The sequence below is a fragment of the Planktophila turicensis (SeqCode) genome, from assembly GCF_965234405.1.
Classification (GTDB): domain Bacteria; phylum Actinomycetota; class Actinomycetes; order Nanopelagicales; family Nanopelagicaceae; genus Planktophila; species Planktophila turicensis.
Genome location: NZ_OZ248346.1, coordinates 1,235,801 through 1,249,879, shown reverse-complemented (window position 1 = coordinate 1,249,879; position 14,079 = coordinate 1,235,801). Strand labels below are relative to the sequence as shown.

The 14,079-nt window shown below is 48.7% G+C and carries 18 protein-coding genes and 4 tRNA genes; 13 read left to right on the top strand and 9 right to left on the bottom strand.

Annotated elements, in window-relative coordinates; translation table 11 throughout:
• Positions 1–2 precede the first annotated feature (2 nt).
• The 10 genes from AC8GFK_RS06530 to AC8GFK_RS06485 all read left to right on the top strand — a co-directional run bounded on the left by AC8GFK_RS06530 (position 3) and on the right by AC8GFK_RS06485 (position 7,179).
• A complete protein-coding gene (locus AC8GFK_RS06530) occupies positions 3–299 on the top strand; it encodes a sterol carrier family protein (RefSeq protein WP_506625103.1) in 297 nt (98 codons plus the stop codon).
• Entirely contained in the window at positions 296–1,783 is a 1,488-nt protein-coding gene (gene purF / locus AC8GFK_RS06525; protein WP_506625102.1) for an amidophosphoribosyltransferase, read from the top strand. The genes AC8GFK_RS06530 and purF overlap by 4 nt, the downstream gene beginning before the upstream one ends.
• A complete protein-coding gene (gene purM / locus AC8GFK_RS06520) occupies positions 1,783–2,841 on the top strand; it encodes a phosphoribosylformylglycinamidine cyclo-ligase (protein WP_506625101.1) in 1,059 nt (352 codons plus the stop codon). The genes purF and purM overlap by 1 nt, the downstream gene beginning before the upstream one ends.
• A gap of 5 nt (positions 2,842–2,846) precedes the next feature.
• A complete protein-coding gene (locus AC8GFK_RS06515) occupies positions 2,847–4,235 on the top strand; it encodes a hypothetical protein (RefSeq protein ID WP_506625100.1) in 1,389 nt (462 codons plus the stop codon).
• 42 nt (positions 4,236–4,277) lie between these two features.
• The gene (locus AC8GFK_RS06510) at positions 4,278–4,454 is read left to right on the top strand and encodes a DUF3073 domain-containing protein (protein WP_095674038.1); all 177 of its coding nucleotides are present in this window, start codon (positions 4,278–4,280) and stop codon (positions 4,452–4,454) included.
• Positions 4,451–5,266, top strand: coding sequence for a DUF8083 family protein (locus tag AC8GFK_RS06505; RefSeq protein WP_506625099.1), 816 nt, complete (start codon positions 4,451–4,453; stop codon positions 5,264–5,266). The genes AC8GFK_RS06510 and AC8GFK_RS06505 overlap by 4 nt, the downstream gene beginning before the upstream one ends.
• A gap of 140 nt (positions 5,267–5,406) precedes the next feature.
• On the top strand, positions 5,407–5,604 hold the full coding sequence (locus AC8GFK_RS06500) for a BldC family transcriptional regulator (protein WP_095674036.1): 198 nt from the start codon (positions 5,407–5,409) through the stop codon (positions 5,602–5,604).
• Positions 5,605–5,633: 29 nt separating this feature from the next.
• Complete coding sequence (locus AC8GFK_RS06495; RefSeq protein WP_506625098.1) at positions 5,634–6,674, top strand: MraY family glycosyltransferase; 1,041 nt, start codon at positions 5,634–5,636, stop codon at positions 6,672–6,674.
• Positions 6,675–6,683: 9 nt separating this feature from the next.
• Positions 6,684–6,875: a DUF5302 family protein gene (locus AC8GFK_RS06490; RefSeq protein ID WP_095674034.1), complete on the top strand. Its 192-nt coding sequence runs from the start codon at positions 6,684–6,686 to the stop codon at positions 6,873–6,875.
• A 13-nt stretch (positions 6,876–6,888) separates the two neighbouring features.
• Complete coding sequence (locus AC8GFK_RS06485; protein WP_506625097.1) at positions 6,889–7,179, top strand: DUF167 domain-containing protein; 291 nt, start codon at positions 6,889–6,891, stop codon at positions 7,177–7,179.
• 14 nt (positions 7,180–7,193) lie between these two features.
• On the opposite strand, the gene AC8GFK_RS06480 is transcribed toward AC8GFK_RS06485, so the two are convergent.
• The 5 genes from AC8GFK_RS06480 to AC8GFK_RS06460 form a co-directional block, all read right to left on the bottom strand.
• A tRNA-Phe gene (locus AC8GFK_RS06480) sits at positions 7,194–7,267 on the bottom strand.
• 66 nt (positions 7,268–7,333) lie between these two features.
• Positions 7,334–7,407: transfer RNA gene (locus AC8GFK_RS06475), tRNA-Asp, on the bottom strand.
• A gap of 36 nt (positions 7,408–7,443) precedes the next feature.
• Positions 7,444–7,516, bottom strand: a tRNA-Glu gene (locus AC8GFK_RS06470).
• 77 nt (positions 7,517–7,593) lie between these two features.
• Positions 7,594–8,301: an SIMPL domain-containing protein gene (locus AC8GFK_RS06465; RefSeq protein WP_506625096.1), complete on the bottom strand. Its 708-nt coding sequence runs from the start codon at positions 8,299–8,301 to the stop codon at positions 7,594–7,596.
• A gap of 14 nt (positions 8,302–8,315) precedes the next feature.
• A complete protein-coding gene (locus AC8GFK_RS06460) occupies positions 8,316–9,455 on the bottom strand; it encodes a glycosyltransferase (protein ID WP_506625095.1) in 1,140 nt (379 codons plus the stop codon).
• Positions 9,456–9,494: 39 nt separating this feature from the next.
• On the opposite strand from AC8GFK_RS06460, the gene AC8GFK_RS06455 reads away from it, so the two are divergent.
• From AC8GFK_RS06455 to AC8GFK_RS06445, 3 genes are all read left to right on the top strand, one after another.
• Positions 9,495–10,460: an L-threonylcarbamoyladenylate synthase gene (locus tag AC8GFK_RS06455; RefSeq protein WP_506625094.1), complete on the top strand. Its 966-nt coding sequence runs from the start codon at positions 9,495–9,497 to the stop codon at positions 10,458–10,460.
• Positions 10,461–10,489: 29 nt separating this feature from the next.
• Positions 10,490–10,562 (top strand) — tRNA-Lys (locus tag AC8GFK_RS06450).
• Between the two features lie 18 nt (positions 10,563–10,580).
• On the top strand, positions 10,581–11,480 hold the full coding sequence (locus AC8GFK_RS06445) for a DMT family transporter (protein WP_506625093.1): 900 nt from the start codon (positions 10,581–10,583) through the stop codon (positions 11,478–11,480).
• Here AC8GFK_RS06445 and AC8GFK_RS06440 read toward each other — a convergent pair.
• The 4 genes from AC8GFK_RS06440 to AC8GFK_RS06425 form a co-directional block, all read right to left on the bottom strand.
• Entirely contained in the window at positions 11,457–12,200 is a 744-nt protein-coding gene (locus AC8GFK_RS06440) for an energy-coupling factor ABC transporter ATP-binding protein (RefSeq protein WP_506625092.1), read from the bottom strand. The two genes, AC8GFK_RS06445 and AC8GFK_RS06440, sit on opposite strands and share 24 nt — an antisense overlap.
• 3 nt (positions 12,201–12,203) lie before the next feature.
• Entirely contained in the window at positions 12,204–12,926 is a 723-nt protein-coding gene (cbiQ, locus tag AC8GFK_RS06435; RefSeq protein WP_506625091.1) for a cobalt ECF transporter T component CbiQ, read from the bottom strand.
• A 92-nt stretch (positions 12,927–13,018) separates the two neighbouring features.
• Positions 13,019–13,321: a PDGLE domain-containing protein gene (locus AC8GFK_RS06430; protein ID WP_506625090.1), complete on the bottom strand. Its 303-nt coding sequence runs from the start codon at positions 13,319–13,321 to the stop codon at positions 13,019–13,021.
• The gene (locus tag AC8GFK_RS06425) at positions 13,318–13,995 is read right to left on the bottom strand and encodes an energy-coupling factor ABC transporter permease (RefSeq protein WP_095674026.1); all 678 of its coding nucleotides are present in this window, start codon (positions 13,993–13,995) and stop codon (positions 13,318–13,320) included. Before AC8GFK_RS06425 ends, AC8GFK_RS06430 begins: the two co-directional genes overlap by 4 nt.
• Positions 13,996–14,079 lie beyond the last annotated feature (84 nt).

Genomic DNA, 14,079 nt, shown 5'->3' with positions numbered 1-14,079 from the left:
CGATGCGCGATCCGCAGGTACTTGCTGAAGTGAAGGAGACTCTTGCTCTCCTTACTGAACGTGCACCTGGTCGCGCCATAGAAGTTCGTATTCCGCCATATGCCGCAGTGCAATGCGGTGAAGGTCCGACACACACTCGCGGAACCCCTCCGAATACAGTCGAGATGGATGCACAGACATGGTTGGCACTTGCCAACGGTGAAAAGAGTTGGGCAGATGCAATGGCAGCCGGCCTGATCTCCGCCTCCGGAATACGCGCTGATTTATCCCAACTACTACCGCTTAGGATGACCCTATGAGCCGTCGCCCAGATGGATTGTTAAATCACAATGTTCTTGAAGACGATAAAGGTCCGCAAGATGCTTGTGGAGTCTTTGGCGTGTGGGCACCAGGCGAAGAAGTCGCAAAGTTAACGTTCTACGGGCTCTATGCGCTGCAACATCGCGGACAAGAATCAGCAGGAATTGCAACATCTGATGGCGACCGCATCTTGGTCTATAAAGATATGGGCTTGGTTTCGCAGGTCTTCACTGAAACAGATTTAGCTTCACTCGTCGGCAACCTTGCAATCGGTCATTGCCGCTACAGCACAACAGGTTCAAGCACATGGGTCAATGCGCAGCCAACTCTTCGCCCAACAAAGTACGGAACTTTGGCGCTTGCTCACAATGGCAATCTCACAAACACTGGTGACCTTGCCGAGTTAGTGCAGAAGCTTGAGGTTGAAACACCAAAGAATGAACGCGGTGCAACCACAGATACTGAAATCATGACGGCACTCATTGGTCTGCAAGATGAGAAGAACGTTGAAGCAAGTGCACTTGCTGTTTTGCCAAAGCTTGAAGGTGCATTTTCACTCGTCTTTATGGATGAACACACTTTGTATGCAGCGCGCGATCGTCATGGTGTTCGACCACTTGTTATCGGCAAACTCGATCGTGGCTGGGTAGTCGCCTCTGAATCTGCAGCGCTCGACATTGTTGGTGCAGCTTTTGTTCGTGAAGTCGAACCGGGAGAATTTCTTGCAATCAATGAAGATGGAATTCGCTCTGAAATGTGGGCAAAGCCTGAACCAAAGGGCTGCATCTTTGAATATGTCTATCTTGCCCGCCCAGATACAACTATTGCAGGGCAGAGCATTCATGCAGTCCGTGGTCGCATTGGCCAGCGCCTTGCCATTGAAGCACCAGTAGATGCAGATCTTGTTATTCCTGTTCCTGAATCAGGAACACCTGCAGCTATTGGTTATGCCAAGCAATCAGGAATTCCATACGGCTTAGGACTTGTAAAGAATTCTTACGTTGGCCGCACATTTATTCAGCCATCACAAACTATTCGCCAACTTGGTATTCGCCTCAAACTCAATCCGCTACGCGAAATCATTGAAGGAAAGCGCATCATCGTTGTCGATGATTCGATTGTTCGTGGCAATACACAGCGCGCACTTGTACGCATGCTGCGCGAAGCTGGCGCTCTTGAGATTCACGTTCGAATTTCATCTCCTCCCGTGAAGTGGCCATGTTTCTACGGAATCGACTTTGCTACTCGCGCAGAACTAATTGCCAGTGGCCTTGAGGTTGAAGAGATTCGTCGCTCAATTGGCGCTGATTCACTCGCGTACGTTTCTGAAGAAGGTTTGATTGAAGCGACTAATGTTGCGGAAGAGAAGCTCTGCCGCGCATGCTTCTCAGGTCAATACCCAATTGCTATTCCAACAGATATGTCAGAAGGCAAAATGCGCCTTGAAGTTACCGATGTTCACACAGAGAAGGTTCACAAGTGATGGCAACCTATAAAGATTCTGGCGTTGATATCGATGCAGGAGATCGCGCAGTTGAATTGATGAAGGCCTCAATTGCCCGTGCGTCACGTCCTGAAGTAATGGGTGGAATCGGTGGATTTGCAGGCCTCTTTGATGCATCAGCACTGAAAGAGATGAAGCAACCACTACTTGCAACGTCAACCGATGGCGTTGGAACAAAGACTGAGATTGCACGTGCAATGGGTAAGTACGACACCATCGGTGAAGATCTCGTTGCCATGGTTGTCGATGATCTTGTTGTTTGTGGCGCAGAACCACTCTTTATGACTGATTACATTGCTGTTGGAAAAGTGATTCCTGAGCGCATTGCAGATATCGTCGCTGGAATTGCACGCGGGTGCGTGAAAGCAGGAACTGCTCTTGTAGGTGGCGAGACTGCAGAACACCCAGGTTTACTTGCAGAAGATGAATTTGATATCGCAGGTGCTGCAACAGGTGCAGTCGATGCAGATAAACAACTTGGCGCTCATCGCGTTAAGGCCGGAGATCTCATCATCGCAATGCCAGCAAGTGGATTCCATGCAAATGGTTATTCATTAATTCGCCACATTCTCAGCTCTCAGAAACTTGACCTTGCAAAGACTTATGAAGGTTTCTCACAGTCACTCGGTGAGATTCTTCTGACCCCGACTGAGATTTACTCACTCGACTGTCTTGCACTCATCAAGGCGCAGGGCGAGAAGTTACGTACATTTAGCCACATCACTGGCGGCGGACTTGCTGACAACACTGCACGCGTTATCCCTGCTGGACTTACTGCGAAATACGATCGCTCTACTTGGGCTCTACCTGCGGCAACTAAGTTCTTGGCAGATGTGGCATCTGTTCCACAAGAAGATATGGAACGCACCTGGAACTGTGGCATCGGAATGTCGGCTGTAGTCGACCCAGCAATCGGAGATTTAGTGATTCGCTCATTGGCAGCGCGAGGAATGTCAGCTTGGATTGCTGGCATCGTTGAGCCTTCTACAGATAAGGACGCTGCTCGTTCATACTTGGTATCTGACTACAAGGGGTAAATTTCATGGCAAGTAAGTCCAAGGTCGCAGCTAAGAAGCAGGCATCATCTGCAAAGAAGATCAGCTTCTATCTCATCGCCATTCCAGTCTTCGCCTTCTTCATCAAGCTGATCATCATGTCCAATATCCGCGGAACAGACGGTGCGATGTTGGGTGGATGGTTGGGCGCAGATGGTGAGAACTACCTAAGTGGCGTCGATGGCTTACTTCAGCAAGGTTATTTCAGCGATAAGAGCATCCTGTCTTACTGGCCAGCTGGCTATCCCATTCTTATCTGGATCCTCACAAAGATTTCACTTGCTCATGTCATCTTCCTTATTTCATTTACCCAATCAATTTTCTACGCATACGCAAGCTATTACTTTGTAAAGCAGCTCCGTGGCACCAAGTTGCAGCCTTATATGTTCCTTATCGGCCTTGCACTCGCATTCAATCCAACGCTCTCACTTAGTTCACTCGCCGTCGGATATGAAAGCCCAATTGCTGCTTGTATGTTGATGGTCGTTGGCTTGATCATGAAGTCACGTCAAAGTGCTCATGATCGCCAATTTATTCTTCGTGTTATCTCTGCAGGATTCTTCTCAGCGCTAGCAACCTTTATGCAGCCCCGCTGGATTCTTACCTCAATCGTTATTGCAGCTTTGTGGGCGCTCATCACTAAGGGTCGCAAAGCACAAGCACTGATTCTTGTGGGCGTAGTTGGAATCATGGCTCTCGCACCGGCAATCATGATTCAGCGAAACATTCAATCGATTGATAAAACTGTTATTTCTACAAACTTGGGCGTCACAATGCGCATCGGTGCAGGCGATGAAACTCAAGGCGGTTACGCACACACTGGTCCTGATGTTCCTTGCGAACCAGTAGCGCCAGCAACTGCAGTGACCGACAACGATGTCGTGAAATGTGTTATCAAGTGGTACGCAAGCAACCCTGGAAAATCAATCCGCCTCTTTATTAACAAAGCTTGGTTCTATTGGACACCTTGGTCTGGCCCACTTGGTAACGGAACGATGGCGCGCAATCCATGGCTTAAGGTCAATCCGATTGTAAATATCGCAAAGGGCAGCCAATCCGGCAACGACCTTGTCTATAAATCAATTGGCCGCGGAATTTCATTCTTCTGGGTCATCGGATGTATCTCCTTCTTCTTCATCGGATTCTTCTGGCTCCGTTCCATGAAGGGCATCTACGCCAACCTGGCATATGCCTCTGCTATCCCTGTCGTCATCTCGTGGCTCGTATCCATGGGAACGATCGGAGATCACCGTTTCCGCATCCCTACGATGTCTCTGAGCGTCTTTCTGCAGGTCTTGGGCTACTTCGCCCTCCGTCATCGGGTCAAAACAGGCTCATTTGCCGTTGCTTTGGAGTCCAGCGCTCAGGCGCGATAACCTACGCGCCTGGCACATCAGCTATTCGTAAGGAGGTCGCCCATGGGCCGCGGCCGTGCAAAAGCTAAGCAGACCAAGGTTGCTCGCGATTTGAAGTACAACTCTCAGGACATGGACCTCGATCGCCTTACTAAGGAACTCCACGGAGATGTCCCTAATCAGCAGAATCAGGATGATGACGATCCTTTTGCTGAAGGCAATTACATTCCACGCGCGTGAAACCAACGCCGTACGTCGCATCACTGCGAATTTACGAACCCCTTTCAGCATTTGAACCTGTCGACAGAATTCGTTGGCAGAATATTGATGCATCTATTGATTCACAGAAAGAAGAGCAGGCGCTCGCACTCCGCCGTTTAGTTTTTCCTGAACCTCCAGCTGTTCGCCCTGATGGTGCACACGTTCTTGATATCAATGGAACTCGTTATGTGTCGCCGTGGTCGACCGCAACTCGTTGTTGGGCAGCTCTTGATGATTTTAAAGATTCACTTCCATCTTCCATCACGTCATTCTTTATTCCATCTTCACTCGAAGAGGTAATTACAACGGGCGTTGATTTACTTGAGGATCGCGTTCCGCACATCATCACTGAAAATTGGGTTGTTCCACCTCGCTGGTTCTCGATTTTTACTCCAGATGAACGAGTGCGCGGAGAAGATGAAGATGGTCCGTATTCTTTTGCTCGCACCACAATGTCTAAGGCGCGCGAACGTGCACTTGAATCTCACGAAACTGTTCTTGGTGCATTTGGACAAGGGCCTGTCGAACAAGAGATTGAAAATATGATCGATTGGCTTGAACTCTTCCACCCTGAATCACTTGTCGAACTCGATTACGGTGGGCTGGCCGGTTATCTCGATTCAGCACTTCGTGCCCAAGGCCTTGATGGAATCAATGAAGATTCATCCATCGAAGATGTTGCCTTTAGTTTGTCTGGGCTCTCGGCCGGCGATGGTTCAATCGCAGGTCAGGGATATGAGCGCTTAGTTTCCCGCTGGCGCGCAGTTCAAGCCTTCGAATCAGCTATTTAGCACTTCTAGATAATTTCATTCTGGATTTCATCTTCGGAGGTATTGCCACAGGTGATTTCGTGAGGAATACTTCCCGTCATTACGGAGCAAAACGGACATTTCAGTCCCGCATCCGATGAGTGAATTAACTGGGAGAGCTTATGAATCGTCTGCCTGATGCAGAGGTACTCCTTACCCCACGCGAAGTTGCTGATCTCTTTGGTGTTGATCCCAAAACTGTTACTCGTTGGGCAAAGGCAGGAAAGCTCACCTCGATTCGCACATTGGGTGGCCACCGCCGTTATCGTAAATCTGAAGTCGATGATCTTCGCGCAAATTATTTCAAGGCACAGAACTAATACCTATTTAGCTAGATGAACTTTTCACTATGACCTATTCCATTGAGCAATTTTTCTTACTCGGTTTTCTCACACTCGTTTTTGTCGGACTCATTACTCCTCCAATTCGTAATGTCGCTTTGCGTGTTGGTGCAGTCGATGCACCGACACTTGCCCGTAAAGCGCAGAAGGAGCCAGTTCCTTATTTAGGTGGAGTCGCGATTGCAATCGGAATCGTTTCTGCATCCTATGGATCAATCCTTGCCGTCGATTTCTCAGTTGATAGCCTGAAGCTGGCAAGCTTTGTTCTTGTACCTGCAATTGCAATTTCAGCGATGGGACTTTGGGATGACCTCAAAGGTCTTGAACCGTGGCCTCGTCTCGTTGCTCAAACATTTACCGGAATCATCGTTGCTGTCATTCTCACTGTCACCGACACAATGGGCTTTGCCTTCAATAACCACTTACTTAACTACTCGATCACCGTCCTCTGGATCGTTGGCGTCTGCAACTCAATTAACTTCTTCGATAACCATGATGGCGGAGCAGCTGGAACAGTTGCAGTTATTACCTTCTTCCTCTTCTTTATTGCATATGACCGCCAACAGATTCTGGTCAGTGCTCTTGCAATCGTTACAGCGGGCGCAACTGCAGGCTTTCTTATTTGGAACCGCCACCCTGCCAAGATTTACATGGGAGATGCGGGCTCTCTCTTCCTTGGAATCATCATCTCGGTGCTCACGATTCGTTTAAGCCCTGGTGTTATTCCTTCATATAAGTCACTCGCTATTCCACTCTTCCTAATGGCAACACCGATTCTCGACACCACTGTCGCCGTTATTTCACGCCTTTATCGCGGCATCTCTCCATTCCAAGGGGGACGCGATCACTTGTCACATCGATTAATGCGCAAAGGCCTTAACCGCCGAATTACAGCTTTCACGCTGTGGGGGCTAGCGGCCTTCTACGGCTTTATCGCTCTTGCAATCTATACATGGCCGGATACATACGGTCTGCCGCTCATCATCCTTGGAGCAACAGTGTGGGTTGCAAAACTGATTTTCTTCTTACGAATTCCATCTGAGGGGTAGACTCTCACCATGGCCGATAAGAATGATGATATGAAAGCAAGAATGCTTGCTGCCCTTGAAGCAAAGAAGAATAAGAAGGGCGCTCCAGGCACTCAAACACATTCTGAATCAGGATCAAAGATTCGCGGTGGACAACGCAGCGGTGGAGCTCCACAAGTTCAGCGCAAGGCTGGACCATCTGGCTCAGGTTCTGCAGGCTAAATTTTCTTTAGCAGTGCCTTTTCTTCTTGAAATTAGAGTTCGACCAAACGCCTCGCGAAATAAAGTTGGCGGAAGCGTTGGAGAACCCCCTCGATTAATCGTTGCAGTGCAAGCTCCTGCAGTCGATGGCAAAGCCAATCAAGCAGTTATAAAAGAGTTAGCTAGCGCATTTGATCTGCGCGCCCGTGATTTCACCATTGTCTTTGGCGAACTCGGTCGCGATAAACGGTTATTGGTAGATGGAGATGAAAAAACTCTCCAAGCAAAGCTTGAAGAGTTAATGGGCGAACCCAAACTTCTGTAATAAAGAAGCACTTGTGGCTCGGGACAGGATCGAACTGTCGACCTCACGATTTTCAGTCGCGCGCTCGTACCAACTGAGCTACCGAGCCAATATGTAGTTGTAGAAACTGCTATGTTAAAAAAAGAAGAGAGCGTGTGGACACTCTCTTCTTTCGCGACCCGGACGGGACTTGAACCCGCGACCTCCGCCGTGACAGGGCGGCGCGCTAACCAACTGCGCTACCGGGCCTTGATAAATCAAAGCCGTACTTCTTGCTACCTCGAGTGCCCCCAACGGGATTCGAACCCGTGTTACCGCCGTGAAAGGGCGATGTCCTAGGCCCCTAGACGATGGGGACGTTTGAGGCTCGCAAATCGTACCTTCTTAAGCGTGCACGACCAAACTCGCGAAAAAGACCCTGGAAAACGGGCAGTTTTAGAGCAGAGCCCACTGAACTGTGACGGCAATGGTCACATCTTGCTGACCTAAATCAATCACCGTTGCATCAGATTCTGCTTTAGCAACAGCCATCACAGGTGCGTAATTTGTAGGAGCAGAATTCTCAACGAGGTAATTAACTTTGCCGAGCTTCACTCCCATCAACTTTGCATAGGAAGAAGCTTTTGCTTTAGCGCTTTTTACTGCAGCAGCTCGTGCTGCCTCAAGTGATTTCGTTGAATCAAGTACGAATGGTGTTGCGCCATTGATCTGCAAGTTATCGCCACCGGCTGCAACGAGTGAATCAACGAGTGCGCCCGCAGTATCTGCGGCGCGAACCGTGATGGTAAATAACTGTGATCCGCGGTATCCAGTCAGAGTAGATCCACCATCATTGGTGTACTTATATTCCGGATAGACCGAAACGCTCTGAGTAGCAATATCTTTTGTATCAATCTTTGCTGCCTTTAGTGCTGCACGAACTGCAGTTGCAGTCTTTGCTGTTGCAGCAAGGGCTTCTTTGCTCGTCGCAGCTACAGCAGTAGCAGTTGCGTTGATTCGAACTGCATCTGGGACAACTTTCACAACGCCTTGTGCCGAGACTGTGATGTAGCGAGTTGCAGCGGCTTCAGCTGCGGGAGTTAGAACTCCTGCAGCTACAGTCATCAAAAGGGCAATTACGGAGATACGTTTACGAGTTGTCATAAAGCTATTATCTCTTACTTATTGTGTGAGCGGTTATAGATTTCTGTGTGATCTCGGAGCATTCGCTCTAGCGAGAAATACTCATGAGCATGTGCTTTACCGGCAGAACCAAGTCGATTTCGCAGCTCTAAATCGGTCGCTAGAGCGCTTAACGCACTAGCCATTGCACCTGGTTGAGGTGAGGTAAGGAAGCCGGTTTTATCGTTGTCGACAATATCTGAAATCGATCCAACAGATGGAGCAACGATAGGAAGCCCTGCCTGCGCTGCTTGAATCAAAGTCAGCGGAATACCTTCATTATCGCTGGTAAGAATTGCGATATCGCTAGCTGCAAATAAGTCATCAATATCTTTACGCCAGCCTAGGAAGGTAACGGGCAGGTTCTCGGCAGCAGCGCGAGCTTTCGAACTCTCAAAGAGTTCGCCTTCGCCGGCAACTAAGAAGTGGATAGCAACTTCTCGCTTCACCATTGCAGCAGCGATATCGAGTAAACGATCAGGGCGTTTAATCTGAGTGAGGCGGCCAACAAAGGTGCAGTAAATAATGGCTGGGTCTAGCTCGAGGTTCTTTCGAAGTTCTGACTTGCTCGCAGTGTGAGGCGCTGGTAGTCCTGGGAAGAAGACACTGTATTGATCTGCACTTCCAATGCCAGCATGGATCAGGTCGTTCTTTACTTCATTGCCAATGGCAACAAGAAAGTGAGTGCGCTTTGCTAAGAACTTCTCAATGGCGATAACAAGTGAGGTCTTCCACCCTGCAAAATAACCGTGAAGTAAGTGGCCATGGAAGGTATGGATACGAGTCGCTCCACGCCCTGCAATGATCGAAGCCAAACGACCAAGCACGCCAGCCTTAGCTGTATGGGTATGGATGACATCGGGTTTAAAAGTTCTAATCTTCTGTACTAATCCAATAAATGCTTTTAAGTCGGCAATCGGCGAAACCGAGCGACCAAGACCTGCAATGCGAGTTGCCTTGATATCGGTAGCAACTTCATCCAGATAATCAGCTTCTGTTTCATCGCAGTAACCGGTGATAAGAACTTGTTCGAATCGTGAGGAATCAAGGCCGCGCATTAACTCGGCAACAATGACGGCTGGACCACCCACATTCATGCGGGCGATGATCTGCATAACTTTGATGCGCTCAGCCATGTGGTTATCTTCTCGCAAAAAGGCTGGATAATTGAACTTATGACTAGCGGGCAATTCGTATCTAAGTGCACAGCCGATGCGATGGCTCGCGCCGCCCAGACCTTGCAGGCAGGCCACCTGGTCGCATTTCCAACCGAGACTGTCTACGGATTAGGTGCTGATGCCACCAATGCATCTGCTGTTGCTCGCATTTATGAAGCAAAGGGTCGCCCTGCAGATCATCCGCTCATCGTTCATGTTGGCGATATGCAAGATATCGCTGATTGGTCAGATGACATCCCAGATTATGCAATCGCACTTGCTCGCAATTTCTGGCCAGGCCCAATGACTTTGATTCTCAAGCGCTCTGCTCTTGCTCAGGATTTCATCACTGGGGGACAAGACACTGTGGGTCTACGTGTTCCTAACCATGTGATTGCACTTGCACTTCTGAATGAATTTAAAAAGCTTGGCGGTAAGGGAGTGGCAGCACCTAGCGCTAATCGCTTTGGTCATGTTTCTCCAACAACTGCCCAGGCGGTCAGCGATGAACTTTCTCAATACTTAGCACCTGAAGATTTATTGCTTGATGGCGGCCCGTCACTTGTTGGAGTTGAATCGACAATTATCGATTGCACAACAGAAAGTCCAAAGATTTTACGTCCTGGTGCAATCACAGAAGAGATGATTGAAGCTGTCACTGCGATTGATATTTCATACGATGCAACAGAAATTCGCGTCAGTGGATCGCTCGAGAATCACTACTCACCTAATGCGCAGGTGGTTCTTGATATCGCTCCGGAAAAAGGCGATGGATTTATTGCACTTGCTTCAATTCCGACACCGGATGGAGTCATTCGTTTATCTTCACCGCAGAGCAATGAAGAGTTTGCGCGAGTTCTCTACACATCTCTTCGAAGCGCGGATGAGCAATCGTTATCTCGAGTTGTCGTGCACCAGCCTTCTGGTGACGATATCTCTGTGGCAATTCGCGACCGATTACTGCGTGCCAGCCGCGGTCGCTGAGGTAGTAGACTGCGCCAGTTATTTAGTTGGGGCCTTTAGCTCAGTCGGTAGAGCAACGGACTTTTAATCCGTGGGTCGTCGGTTCGAGCCCGACAGGGCCCACACCTGTATCTTCTCGCTATGAAAAATAAGTCCTGGATTCCTACTTATATCGCTGTAGGAATTGTCTGGGGCTGTTCCTTTATCTTCATCAAACTCGGTCTTGAATTCCTTACTCCTTTCGGAGTCGCATTCGGGCGATGTGCCCTAGGTGCGGCAACGCTCTTGATCGTTGCGAAGGTCCGCGGTTTTCGACTACCCACTGATCGCAAGATTCTCTTTCACCTATGGATCGTGGCTCTGTTGCTCAATGTAATTCCTGGAATCTTCTTTGCTCTTGCTGAAACAGAAGTGACATCAGTTCTCGCAGGCATCATCAACGCAGTTACACCGTTGATGACCTTGATTGCAATCTTGGCGGTTAATCGCGAAGAGAAGCCAAAGGCTTTCCAAATATTCGGATTGTTCATTGGCTTCCTTGGAGTACTCACAGTTCTCGGAGCTTGGAAAGGACTAGGAGATAACCCTGTCTGGGCAATCCTCGTTCTGTTAGCTGCGGTTGCTTGTTATGGAATTTCATATCCATATACCCGCAGATTTGTTATGCCTTATAAATTAAAGCCGGAATCAATTGTCGCGACCCAACTAACGTTGGCAGCAGCAACACTTCTACCTTTCTATCTCTTTGATGGAATCGCTAAAGACGAATACAGAATTGGGCCATTGCTTGGAATGTTAGGCCTCGGCGTATTTGGAAGTGGTTTTGCCTACCTCTGGAACTTCCGAGTGATGGAGATTGCGGGAAGTGCGATTGCAAGTAGCGTCACATACCTAACACCGCTCGTTGCAGTGATCGTGGGAGTTATTTTCTTAAACGAGAAAGTAACCTGGCATGAACCAGTTGGGGCTCTAGTGGTGCTGCTGGGTGCTGCGATTGCTCAAGAGCGAATTAAGTTGTTACAGCGTAAATCCAACGGGTAGCTCAAGGCGATGCGATGCCAAGAGTGAGGAGTTGGTAAGAATTTCACGCGTAGGTGCATCAGCAACAATAATTCCACCGGAAAGAATTACTGACCTCTCGCAGAGTTCGAGCGCATAAGGAAGATCATGCGTCACCATCACGATAGTTACATCTAATGAGCGGACAATCTCTGCCAATTCGCGGCGGCTAGCTGGATCAAGATTTGAAGAAGGCTCATCCATAACAAGAATCTCTGGCTTCATTGCCAACACAGTTGCAACAGCCACGCGGCGACGCTGACCGAATGAGAGATGGTGAGGTGGGCGATCTCTAAATTCAAGCATTCCAACTTGGCTCAGAGCTTCATCAACTACTGCACTTAATTCATTTCCACGAAGTCCCATATTGAATGGACCGAATGCAACATCTTCGCCAACGGTAGGCATGAAGAGCTGGTCATCTGGATCTTGGAAAACGATTCCCACCTTGGCGCGAATTGTCTTGAGCGTCTCTTTATTCTTTGCATCAACGAGCTCGCCCGCAATTCTGACTTCACCCTGCATCGTGGGATGAATTCCATTCATATGCATGACAAGCGTTGTCTTACCGGCACCGTTAGGACCAAGAAGAGCTACTCGTTCACCCTTATTAATTGTGAGGTTCACGCCGTAAAGCGCTTGATTGCCATCTGGATAGGCAAAGGCGAGATTTGAAATCTGCAGACTTGGTGTTGTGTTCATGCTTTACCAACCGATCGCAAGAAATAGAAGTGATGTGGATAGTGCAATTCCAGGTAGAGATAGAGCGGTAAACCACTGACGAGTTGTAACTACAGGATTTCCAAGCGACGGCAAATTTCCATCGAAACCACGCGAAAGCATCGCCAAGTGAACTCGCTCGCCGCGTTCGTAAGAACGGATAAAGAGAGCAGCCGCAGATGTGGCGATTACTTTCCAATGCTTAATTCCGGTGGCGATAAATCCACGAGATTCGCGCGCAATCTTCATGCGCTCCATCTCATCGCTAATGACGTTGACGTAGCGCAACATGAAAGATGCAATCTGCACCATGACTGTCGGCAATTTAAGTCTTTCAAGTCCACGGAGAATTTCACGCGCAGTTGTCGTCGTAGAAAGGATTACTGCCGCAAGTACTCCGAGACTTCCTTTGGCAACGATAGAAGTACCGGCCAATAGACCTTCGCGATAGAGCTGGATACCTGCGATTTCAAAACGCTCGCCTTCGCCAAAGAAAGGCATAAGGATTGCGAAGAAGACGAATGGAATTTCGATAAGGGCTCTCTTAAAGAGAAGAAGTAGAGGAATCTTGCTGAAGAGCGCAGCGGCAATTACTAATGCAAAGAGAGCGATAAATGTCTGCCAACGCGTAATTGGAGTAGAAACTGCGACCAAGATAAAGGCTAGAACGGCAAGGATTTTGATGTGCGATGGAAGTAGATGAGTCACAGAGTGTCTGTGGAGATAAAGCCTTTCACCCACATCGTGGCCGTGGTGGTGGCCGTGGGTGTGAACGAGATCTAAATCCTGAGTATGCGGCTTTATTTCTCTGAACCTGACTTACGGCGGACCAGCATAAATAAGCCTGTAGAGATAACTCCAGTAGCTAAGACCCCAATAACTCCTGCAGCACCGGTTGAGAAGCGAGGGTTATCGATTCCCTTGACTCCGTAATCTGCGAGAGCGCCATCAGCATTTGCATGATCTTTTGCTGAATCGATAAATCCAATTTCTTCGGCAACTTTCTCAAGTCCATCAGGACTAGAAGATGCATAGAAAGATGCGACGCCAGCTAGCAAGAGAGAGGCAAGCAGGCCTGCAAGTAGAAAGTTTTTATTCTTCATGATGCGCTCCTGATTTCGAGAGCTTGCTTCTCGCCCTTGTATCCGTAAACCAAATCAGAACGACTTGCGAGTACTGCGCCAACAGCAAAAGCTGTAATCAGCGCTTCACCGATTCCGATAAGAACGTGAGTACTGATCATCGCTGTCAGGACTGCAGAGACCGAGAATGTTGCATTTGCCCCGATTGAGTATTGCAATACAAATCCTGCTGCAGCTGCTGGAACTGAGAGCAATCCAGCTAACCCTGCAGAAATGGTCGTGGAGAATTTTGATGACGGCAAAATCTTCTGCAGAAGCAAGAAGGCTCCGTATCCAGCCCAGACTCCGATGATCGCCATGTTAAATACATTGAGACCAATTGCTGTTAATCCACCGTCTGCAAAGAGGAGACCTTGCATTAAGAGAACGACGGTAAGTGAAAGCGTTGCCGCATATGGCCCCACCAGAACGGCAGCGAGTGCGCCTCCAAGTAAGTGACCACTTGTTCCAGCAGCGACAGGGAAGTTGAGCATCTGGACTGCAAAGATAAATGTCGCAGTAAGTCCTGCAAGAGGAGCTGTCTTCTCATCGAGAGTCGATTTCGCTCCCTTAATTGAGAGAGCGACTCCGGCTGCTGCCAAGGCGGCAAAGGCGGTCGACGTAGGGATATCGATAAACCCATCAGGAATATGCATGGAAGAAGGTTAATGCAAATCGTTTGCATCTGCATCTGGAAGGCAGAAGACTAGATTCTCACGCCTCTCGCAGGGAAATATCGG

Coding starts and splice junctions, on each gene's coding strand:
- AC8GFK_RS06445 (WP_506625093.1), top strand. CDS start 10,581: ATGAAAAATAAGTCCTGGATTCCTACTTATATCGCTGTAGGAATTGTC.
- AC8GFK_RS06465 (WP_506625096.1), bottom strand. CDS start 8,301: ATGACAACTCGTAAACGTATCTCCGTAATTGCCCTTTTGATGACTGTA.
- AC8GFK_RS06515 (WP_506625100.1), top strand. CDS start 2,847: ATGGCAAGTAAGTCCAAGGTCGCAGCTAAGAAGCAGGCATCATCTGCA.
- AC8GFK_RS06495 (WP_506625098.1), top strand. CDS start 5,634: ATGACCTATTCCATTGAGCAATTTTTCTTACTCGGTTTTCTCACACTC.
- AC8GFK_RS06460 (WP_506625095.1), bottom strand. CDS start 9,455: ATGGCTGAGCGCATCAAAGTTATGCAGATCATCGCCCGCATGAATGTG.
- AC8GFK_RS06530 (WP_506625103.1), top strand. CDS start 3: ATGCGCGATCCGCAGGTACTTGCTGAAGTGAAGGAGACTCTTGCTCTC.
- AC8GFK_RS06510 (WP_095674038.1), top strand. CDS start 4,278: ATGGGCCGCGGCCGTGCAAAAGCTAAGCAGACCAAGGTTGCTCGCGAT.
- AC8GFK_RS06455 (WP_506625094.1), top strand. CDS start 9,495: ATGACTAGCGGGCAATTCGTATCTAAGTGCACAGCCGATGCGATGGCT.
- AC8GFK_RS06425 (WP_095674026.1), bottom strand. CDS start 13,995: ATGCATATTCCTGATGGGTTTATCGATATCCCTACGTCGACCGCCTTT.
- AC8GFK_RS06490 (WP_095674034.1), top strand. CDS start 6,684: ATGGCCGATAAGAATGATGATATGAAAGCAAGAATGCTTGCTGCCCTT.
- AC8GFK_RS06440 (WP_506625092.1), bottom strand. CDS start 12,200: ATGAACACAACACCAAGTCTGCAGATTTCAAATCTCGCCTTTGCCTAT.
- AC8GFK_RS06430 (WP_506625090.1), bottom strand. CDS start 13,321: ATGAAGAATAAAAACTTTCTACTTGCAGGCCTGCTTGCCTCTCTCTTG.
- AC8GFK_RS06500 (WP_095674036.1), top strand. CDS start 5,407: ATGAATCGTCTGCCTGATGCAGAGGTACTCCTTACCCCACGCGAAGTT.
- purM (WP_506625101.1), top strand. CDS start 1,783: ATGGCAACCTATAAAGATTCTGGCGTTGATATCGATGCAGGAGATCGC.
- purF (WP_506625102.1), top strand. CDS start 296: ATGAGCCGTCGCCCAGATGGATTGTTAAATCACAATGTTCTTGAAGAC.